This is a genomic window from Neomicrococcus lactis (genome assembly GCF_014200305.1).
In the GTDB taxonomy this organism is placed as follows: domain Bacteria; phylum Actinomycetota; class Actinomycetes; order Actinomycetales; family Micrococcaceae; genus Neomicrococcus; species Neomicrococcus lactis.
Genome location: NZ_JACHBL010000001.1, coordinates 2647402 through 2656226, shown reverse-complemented (window position 1 = coordinate 2656226; position 8825 = coordinate 2647402). Strand labels below are relative to the sequence as shown.

The 8825-nt window shown below is 59.5% G+C and carries 7 protein-coding genes; 1 reads left to right on the top strand and 6 read right to left on the bottom strand.

The window, feature by feature from the left end:
- The 5 genes from BKA12_RS12060 to BKA12_RS12040 all read right to left on the bottom strand — a co-directional run.
- A partial coding sequence (locus tag BKA12_RS12060; protein WP_246361699.1) for a sugar phosphate isomerase/epimerase family protein occupies window positions 1-719 on the bottom strand: 719 nt, incomplete at its 3' end.
- A 12-nt stretch (window positions 720-731) separates the two neighbouring features.
- Window positions 732-1775, bottom strand: coding sequence for a Ppx/GppA family phosphatase (locus BKA12_RS12055; RefSeq protein ID WP_183644258.1), 1044 nt, complete (start codon window positions 1773-1775; stop codon window positions 732-734).
- A 15-nt stretch (window positions 1776-1790) separates the two neighbouring features.
- Window positions 1791-4583, bottom strand: a complete 2793-nt coding sequence (gene topA, locus BKA12_RS12050) for a type I DNA topoisomerase (RefSeq protein WP_183644255.1) — start codon at window positions 4581-4583, stop codon at window positions 1791-1793.
- Between the two features lie 156 nt (window positions 4584-4739).
- Window positions 4740-5438, bottom strand: coding sequence for an ArsR/SmtB family transcription factor (locus BKA12_RS12045; RefSeq protein WP_183644253.1), 699 nt, complete (start codon window positions 5436-5438; stop codon window positions 4740-4742).
- 103 nt (window positions 5439-5541) lie between these two features.
- Window positions 5542-7185, bottom strand: coding sequence for a DUF7059 domain-containing protein (locus tag BKA12_RS12040; RefSeq protein ID WP_338087524.1), 1644 nt, complete (start codon window positions 7183-7185; stop codon window positions 5542-5544).
- 60 nt (window positions 7186-7245) lie between these two features.
- Here BKA12_RS12040 and BKA12_RS12035 point away from each other — a divergent pair, with 60 nt between their 5' ends.
- Window positions 7246-7830: a GNAT family N-acetyltransferase gene (locus BKA12_RS12035; RefSeq protein ID WP_338087523.1), complete on the top strand. Its 585-nt coding sequence runs from the start codon at window positions 7246-7248 to the stop codon at window positions 7828-7830.
- Window positions 7831-7893: 63 nt separating this feature from the next.
- Here the strand turns inward: BKA12_RS12035 and trhO are convergent, their stop codons facing one another.
- Window positions 7894-8820 carry an oxygen-dependent tRNA uridine(34) hydroxylase TrhO gene (trhO, locus tag BKA12_RS12030; protein ID WP_183644251.1) on the bottom strand — a complete coding sequence of 309 codons (927 nt, stop codon included), beginning with the start codon at window positions 8818-8820 and terminating at the stop codon, window positions 7894-7896.
- Window positions 8821-8825 lie beyond the last annotated feature (5 nt).

Here is an 8825-nt window from a genome sequence, read left to right as displayed (position 1 = left end):
ACTACCACCACGCCATCCCAGTCTGAATCCCGCAGGTATTCGAGGGTTTCCTTCACTGGCTGAGTGCCACGTCCGGGCACCAAGTGCTCGTCTTTGGCGTTGTTGTGGCCATCGCACAAGTGTACGTGCGTCAACCGCTCGCCCAGATCTTGCACGGCTTCCAAAGAATTGTGATCTGCAATGGACGCATGGGAAAAGTCCCACGTCACGTAGTCATAAGGCTGCGTCACGGGGTTCCAGTGCGGCAAGTACATGAGAGCTTCGCGGCCACGAGCGCGCCACGGGTACATGTTTTCCACGGCAATCTTCACGCCGTGTTCCTCTTGAATGCGGCGCACACCCTCAGCGAATTGGGTGGCGTAGGTGCCTTGCCAGCGGAACGGCGGGTGGGCCACCACGTTGGTGCAGCCGACCTGTTTGGCCATGATCGCGGACTTCTCAATCTTGTTCCACGCGCTGCCCCACACTTGCTGCGTCAAGAGCAGGGTGGGAGCGTGAATGGCCGCGATGGGCTGGTCATAGCGTTCGGAAAGCTTGATGAGCTGGTTCGCATCCTGGCTGATGCTGTTGCCCGTCACCATCACTTCTACGCCGTCGTAGCCCACGTCGCGGGCTAGGGAGAAGGTGTCCACGACCGTCAGCGGATATACCGAAGAGCTAGAGAGCGCAACAGGGTAGTGGCGTGGCTGGGTCGGCTGGTCCATGCTTTCTTCGCTCATCGTTTCTCGCCCCTAATGCTGATGTGCGGCGCGGCCTACGGGGTTTGGGGTTCCCGGTACGTGCGGTTGCGCGCCTAATGGCAGATTACTCCCCACGGGGCCCGGAACGTCTAGTGCTTCGCGACTCTCGGCCATCAAGTGGTCAAAGCGGCGTAACAAGATGCCTTCGCGGAGCGCCCACGGGCAGATACGAACTTGTTCCAAACCCAGCATTTCCATGACGGTCTCTGCGGCCAGCGCGCCAGCGAGAACCTGCGGAGCACGAACTTCGGAGACACCTGGCAACAGCGCACGGTCCTCCACCACCATGGCCTCGAGGCGTCGGCTCCAGAGCCGCAAGTCCTCGAGACGCAAGAGGCGCTTCACATACGGTCCCTCAGCACTGGGTGCGGCACCACAAATGCGCGCCAAGCTGCGGAAGGTCTTGGAGGTCGCTGCAACGAGCTTGGGCTTCTCATACTCTTTGAGCACAGCAACGGGCTCTTTGAGTTCAGATTTGATGTACTTGCGCAGTTCCTTGACGTCCTTAGGACGTGGCGGGTCATCCGGCAAGAAGTCACGCGTCAGCCGGCCGGCGCCCAGCGGCACCGAGTATGCGACGGCGGGCAGAGCATCCCAGCCCATGGAAAGTTCCATGGAGCCGCCACCGATGTCCAAGTTCATGATGTTCTTGGCGCTCCAGCCGAACCAGCGGCGCACGGCAAAGTACGTCACGGCGGCTTCTTGCTCACCGGTCAGCTCCATGAGCGTCACGCCGGTTTCGTTCGTGACGCGATCCAGCACTTCTGGACCGTTCGCCGCTTCACGAATAGCCGACGTACAGAACGCGAGGAAATCCTCAGCGTTATGGCGCCGTGCAAAGTCCGCGGCCTCAGCCACGAAGTCCGTCAGCTCCTTCTGACCCTCAGCGTTGATAGCGCCGTTGGCGTCGAGGTAGCGAATGAGGGACAGCGGACGCTTGTGGGACGCGAACGCCACAGGACGTGCGCCTGGGTGCGCATCGACCAACAACAAGTGAACCGTGTTTGAACCGATATCAAGAACGCCCAAGCGCATGAAGACACTCGCCTCTTATTTCTTGGGTGCGCGAGCTACCGACGTGGACTTGGTTGCGGTGGACTTCGCCGTCGTCGTCTTCTTTGCAGCCGTGGTCTTCTTAGCTGGAGCCTTGGCACCGCGCTTCACCGGACCGCGTGCGCGCTTGTCGGCGAGCAATTCGATGGCACGCTCGCGAGTGAGTTCCTCGAGAGTGGTATCGCGCGGAATGGTGATGTTGGTGACACCGTCGGTGATGTAGGCGCCGAAGCGGCCTTCCTTCACCACAATGTTCTTTTCGCTGACCGGGTCAGGACCGAACTCAGCGAGCGGCGGGACAGCCTGACGGGCGCCACGTTGCTTCGGCTGCGAGTAAATCTCGAGGGCCTTCTCCAACGTGGTGCTGAAGATTTCGTCCTCAGTCGCCAACGAGCGGGAATCAGAACCCTTCTTCAGGTATGGACCAAAGCGGCCGTTCTGAGCCGTGATCTCAGCACCTTCGGCGTCCACGCCAATAACGCGTGGGAGGCTCAGAAGCTTGAGAGCATCCTCCAAGGTCACCGAATCCAAGCTCATGGACTTGAAGAGCGAACCCGTGCGTGGCTTTTCTTTGACCGGCTTCTTCGGCGGCTTTGGCTTGCCGTTCTTGTAGTACTCCACCGGAATCGCAGCGAGCTCTTCTTCAGTCAGTTCAGGAATGACTTCCGTGACGTAGGCGCCGTAACGACCATCCTTTGCCACGATCTCACGGCCGGTGGACGGATCCACGCCGAGCACGCGCTCGCCAGATCCGTTGGAGGCCATGAGTTCGAGAGCCTTCTCGGCGGTCAGCTCATCCGGGGCCAAGTCGTCCGGCACGTTGGCACGTACTGGCTCTGTGCCTTCGGGAGCATCAGCTGGAAGCGCCTGCTCGAGGTACGGACCGAACTTGCCGACGCGCAACACAATGCCGTCAGCAATCTCGATCGAGTTGATGGCACGAGCATCGATTTCGCCAAGGTTCTCCACGTCAGCGGCAAGACCTTCAAGGTCATCTCCACCGAAGTAGAAACGCTTGAGCCAATCGGTGCGCTTGACGTGTCCGGCAGCAATCTCGTCGAGGTCATCTTCGAGACGTGCCGTAAATTCATAGTCCACGTACTTCGCGAAGTGCTCTTCGAGGAGACGGATCACGGAGAACGCGATCCAACTTGGAACCAAGGCCCCGCCACGCTTCGTGACGTAGCCGCGGTCCATGATGGTGGAAATAGTCGGCGCGTACGTGGAAGGACGGCCGATCTCGCGCTTTTCCAGCTCAGCCACAATGGAGGCTTCGGTGTAGCGCGCTGGCGGCGTAGTGTCGTGGCCGCTGGCCTCGATGTTGGTGCTGGTGAGCGACTCTTCGACCTTCAGGTTCGGCAAACGGCGTTCCGCTTCCGCTTCCTGAGCAGCTTCCTGGTCAACGTCCTTGCCCTCTTCGTATGCAGCCATGAAGCCAGGGAAGGTGATGACGGTACCGGATGCGGAGAACTCAGCCTTCTGACCGGCAGTAGAGGTGCCCGCCAAACGTACGGAGGCCGTGGAACCCTTGGCATCAGCCATCTGGGAGGCAACGGTGCGCTTCCAAATCAGTTCGTAGAGCTTGAACTCATCGGCGCTCAGTGAGCTGCGCACGTCCTGCGGACGGCGGAAGGCGTCACCGGCTGGGCGGATTGCTTCGTGAGCTTCCTGTGCAGAATCGTTCTTCGCCTTGTACAGACGTGGAGAGCTTGGAACGTACGCTGCGCCGTAGAGTTCGGTGGCCTGACGACGAGCAGCGTTGACTGCTTCGTTCGAAAGGAAGACCGAGTCCGTACGCATATAAGTGATGTAGCCGTTTTCGTACAACCGCTGCGCCACCTGCATGGTAGAACGGCTGGACCAGCGCAATTTGCGGGACGCTTCCTGCTGGAGGGTTGAGGTCGTGAACGGTGCCGCTGGGCGACGCGTGTACGGCTTGTTCTCAACGGACGTGACTTCAAAAGGCACGCGTTCCAGAGCGTAAGCGAGCGACCTCGCAGCCTCTTCATTGAGGTGAACCGCAGCGCCATTGCGTCCGGTGGTCAGGTTGCCCTTGTCGTCAAAGTCGCGACCGGCAGCAACGCGGCGACCATCCAAAGAGGTCAGCTTCGCGGTAAAGGATTCAGCGCTTTCGGTGGTGAAAGTTCCGGAAAGATCCCAGTAGTTGGCAGACCGGAACGCCATGCGTTCGCGCTCGCGCTCCACCACCATTCGGGTGGCCACGGACTGCACACGTCCGGCAGACAGGCCGCGCGCAACCTTGCGCCACAGCACTGGGGAAATCTCGTAACCGTACAAACGGTCCAGCACGCGGCGAGTTTCCTGAGCGTCCACCAAGTCGGTGTCCAGGTCACGAATGTTCTCAAGCGCGCGAGCAATACCTTCTTTGGTGATTTCCGTGAAGGTCATGCGGTGCACAGGCACCTTGGGCTTCAATACTTCCAACAAGTGCCATGCAATGGCTTCGCCTTCGCGATCCGCATCGGTTGCGAGAAAGAGTTCATCAGACTCTTTCAGTTTCGCTTTGAGTTCGGCAACGCGCTTCTTCTTGTCCGGGTACACCATGTAGTACGGCTCGAAGTCGTTATCAACGTCTACAGCGAACTTGCCGATGCTGGTTTTCTTGAGCTCAGCGGGCAGTTCGGACGGCTGAGGCAAGTCACGAATGTGGCCGACAGAAGCGTCGACGTCGAACCCCTCGCCCAAGTACTTTGCGATGGATTTGCTCTTCGCCGGAGACTCGACGATAACGAGCTTGCGACCTGTGGGTGCTTTGGCCTTTGCGGGCACTTGACTCCTCTTTACTGCCTGAACTGCGCATCTTTCAATCAAGACGCTTGTTTTCAAGGGTAACTGCATGTGCGCACTTGTTCGCAACACAGCCGTTGTCCTTGCGCAGTTGACAGTATCGCACCAACCTCAGGCCCACCGGTACGAAGGGTCAGCTTAGGAACTAGCCTCGGCGTCGTCGTCCTCTTTGAAATCCTCGTCCTCAACCGGGGCGCCGGCGTTGCGGTTCAAGCGTTCTGGCAGCAAAGAAAGCATGTAATACAAGCGCTCGCCACCAATGGAGCGCTCTTCGGGACCGGAGATGTGCTCGTACTCTTCGACAAGCGCGTACATCTTCCGAATGAATTCCTTTTGTTTCTCCTCATTCATGAACATGAGGCCGGTGGTGAGTACCGGTGCGCGGTCCGCGGGCGGCTCAATATTCTCCGCACGCTCGCTTTCGCGGAATTGGATTTCGTTCGTGAGGCGATCTCGGAAGGCGTTGAGCTGCACGCTCAAATACGCATTCTTGGCCGCATATGACTCGCGGAATGATCCAACCACGAGGTGATCGCCGGCTGCGCGCCAGCGTCGCTCGCGTCCGTCGCCCTCGCTCGGGGCGCGCATCACGAAGCCGTACTTCTCCAGAGCGCGCAAGTGATAGCTCATAGCGCTCGGCGTCAGTCGACACCGTCCAGCAAGCTCCGTTGCGGTTCGTGAGGCCTGAGATGCGAAGAGTTCTTCCAAGGCTTCCAGCCGGGCCTCGTGAGCGAGCGCCCGGATGGCCTGGGGATCCGAAATAACGACGGCGTTCGCTGAATTTTTGCGTACCGCTTCAGCTAGCGCCGTGGTCCCGGCGGAACTGTTCTGCATCATGAGGGAAAAGTCTAATGGTTGTTTCGCATTTAATGTGACGTGCACCTCAAGATGACGAAGAATGTTCGTATCTTGTCGAGAAGCGAAGCCGCTTCCTTACGAATTAACCGTGGGTGACGTGCAGAAATCCCATAAGGAACAAGTGCTCAATCTGCTGCAGCAAGTTCTCCACGAAGGCGGCTTCGTCTTCTTCGGCAATGTCCGGAGAGAGCGTCGCGATGGCCTGTGCGATCACGCCCGCGTTGAGATCACCGTCGCACGCAGACACGAATCCGGCGGCCTCGCTCGTCAAGATGGTGCTGCGGCGGAAGCCAGCGCCCTGGCGTAGCAGGATGACACTCGGGTGTTCTGCGCCCGGACGCTGATGACGTTCTTCCGTCACATCATCTGGGACCGCGAAATACTGATCCTTCATGGCATCGGCCGCTTGCCACTGCGCGGCTTCATCCGCGCGCTCTACAGCGGCAGCGAAAGCCGGACCGATGGGCTCCTCCAGCGGATGCAAAATTTCTTCGTAGCGCTCAATGACCCCGCCAAACGCGCGGAGCCAGACCATACCAAATCCCACGCCGTAGACGTTGCGGGCGGCGAAGTCGTCCAAGTACTGTCCGTAGCGCTGGGCATACAATTCCGGGTCACGTGCTTCAGCGGCGTCTTTGAGCCACGTCTCGGCGTACTCGTGTCCGTTCGCTTGGTCGCGCTGGATAAACCAAGAATCCAGCGGTTGCCCTCCCTGATGGGCAGCGGCAATCCACTCTTGAGGGCGCTTCTTCCAATCGAGTTCCGCTTCGCCGCCATCGGCGTGCGCGATTTCCCAATTGGCCAGCATGAACACTTGGCCGCCAGGAACCAGCACCTTCGGAACCTGCGTAATGAGTTCCCCCACCAGCTGATCGCCCGGAAGTCCGCCGTCGCGGTAGGTAAACACGTCGCCGCCCGGTACACGCGGAGTAATGACGAACGGCGGATTGCTCACCACCAAGTCAAAGCGTTGACCAGCAACGGGCTTGAGCATGTCGCCCTTCACCAAATGCAATCGGCCGCCGCGGCGCACGTCCTGCGGCTCAAGGTTCCACGCACGGCGGTTCAGCAGCACGTTGAAGCGGGTGTACGCGAGCGCTCGGTCCGAGATATCGGTCGCCACCACGCGCTCACAGTGGTCCAGCAAATGGAACGTCTGAATGCCGCAACCGGCACCCACGTCGAGTGCGCTCTTGACCGGCGAGCGGTCCACAAAACGAGCGAGGGTGAGCGATGCCTGCCCGATTCCCAGCACATAGTCGTTGCGCAGAACGCCCGGCGCTTGCAGCTGACCCAGGTCGCTCGCAACCCAAATCTCGTTCGCTTCGGAAGCGTGTGGACGCAAGTCAACCGTGGCTTTGACGCCGAAATCCGTCCACTCGATGAGCCGCAGTTCCTCGAGACCCTCCACGCCGAGGGTCGGGAAGGCGTCTCGCACCAGGGTGGCATTGACTTCATCGCCAATGATGAACAGGCTCAGCACTACCGCGAGTGGATGCGGGCGGGGCTTCGTGAACTCGCGCACGATGATCCGCCGCGCTGGCGTCACTTGCTCGCGGTTGAGCGCCTGAAATCCATCGGCGCCAAGAAACGCCTCGATGTCGTCGTAGTAAAAGCGTGCCGCTTCAAGTTCCGCTGCGAGAGCGTCAAGGAGTACGACGTCGCCGCTCGCCGGAGCGTCGGGGACTGCGGCAAATTCTGGGGTTGCGGACGCAATTGAAGTCACGAAGCTAGTTTAGTGGGCAGGCCAACGCAGAGAGGGTGGCCGCGCTTGTAGTCTTGAGGCGTGGTTTCTGTAACAACGACGTACCTAGAAATGCTTGATTCCGGCTCCCTCAAGGCTTCCGCGCGCGAGCTTCCGGCTCAGTGCCAGATCGCCCTGATGCCACATATCAGCGCGGACTTCTCCAAGTTCTTGTATCGCAGCGTGGGAAGCGACCTCAATTGGGCGGACCGACTGATCTGGAGTCGCCAGCAGTGGCAAGACGCGATCAGCCAAGAAGGTACTGAAACGTACGTTCTCTACGTCAACCATGCTCCTGCCGGCTACGTGGAACTCGTCTCGCGTCTCAAAGAAGCCGATGTAGAGACCACTGAAGTGGAGATCATGTACTTCGGCCTCTTCCCCGAAGCAACGGGTCAGGGACTAGGTGGCATCTTGCTGAGCGAAGGTATCGCTCGAGCGTGGGACATGGACTCCCGCTGGGAATCACTACCGCCGGTCTCCCGCGTGTGGGTTCACACGTGCAGTCTCGATGGCCCCGCCGCGATCCCGAACTACGAAGCACGCGGACTCACGGTGTATCACACCGAAACGGAAGACCTCGATCCGCAAGACGGCGCAATCGGACTGTGGCCAGCGTCGTCGTAATCAGTAGTGAAAAAAAATAGCGCCCGTCATGAGACGGACGCTATTTCGCCAGACAGAATATCGCTAAACGGAAGCCGTAACGCTTTCCGCAGCTGAATCTTCGCGAGAGCACTGACCGCAGTCGCGCTTGACCGGGTCAGCCGCGCAATCAGCGCAGAACAAACGCAAGTTACGGCAGGACAAGTTGGAGCAGTTCTCGAACTTGTTGGTGCCCTTGCCACAGTGCACGCACTCGCCGATCGTGACGGCTTCCGGCGTGAATTCCATGTGCATGCGGCGGTCGAAGACGTAGAGCGAGCCTTCCCAAAGGCCCTTGTCACCGAAGGTTTCGCCGTAGCGGACGATGCCGCCCTTGAGCTGGTACACCTCTTTGAAGCCGCGGTTCTTCATGAGCGCGGAGAGGACCTCGCAACGGATGCCGCCGGTGCAATACGTGACGATCGGCTTGTCCTTAAGATCGTCATACTTGCCGGAGTCGAGCTCCTTGATGAAATCATGCGTGGTGGCGACGTCGGGAACGATCGCGTTCTTGAAACGGCCGATCTGGGCCTCAAACGCGTTACGACCGTCAAAGAAGACCACCTCTTCGCCGGCTTCCTTCTTCTGCTCTACGAGTTCGTGAACCTCTTCGGGACGCAAGTGCTCGCCACCGCCGACGACACCGTTCTCATCCACCACGAGTTCCTCAGGCGCGCCAAAGGAAACGATCTCGTTGCGATTCTTGACGGAGATGCGCGGGAAGTCATCTGCGGAGCCGTCGCTCCACTTCACGTCGAGCTTCTTGAAGCCTGGGTACTGGCGCGTGGCCTTCACATATTGCTTGAGGGCCGTGATTTCACCACCGGCGGTGCCGTTAATTCCATGCTTGGATACAATGATGCGCCCCTTCAGGCCCCACTGCTCCAAGAGGGAGATCTGCCACAAGCGGATGGCTTCTGGGTCAGCTAGCGGGGTAAAGGCGTAAAACAAGGCAATTCGGCTCAAAGACACCTATC

Bases quoted from the DNA above. Each gene is read 5' to 3' on its own strand.
- BKA12_RS12045 (WP_183644253.1), bottom strand. From the start codon at position 5,438: ATGATGCAGAACAGTTCCGCCGGGACCACGGCGCTAGCTGAAGCGGTA.
- BKA12_RS12055 (WP_183644258.1), bottom strand. From the start codon at position 1,775: ATGCGCTTGGGCGTTCTTGATATCGGTTCAAACACGGTTCACTTGTTG.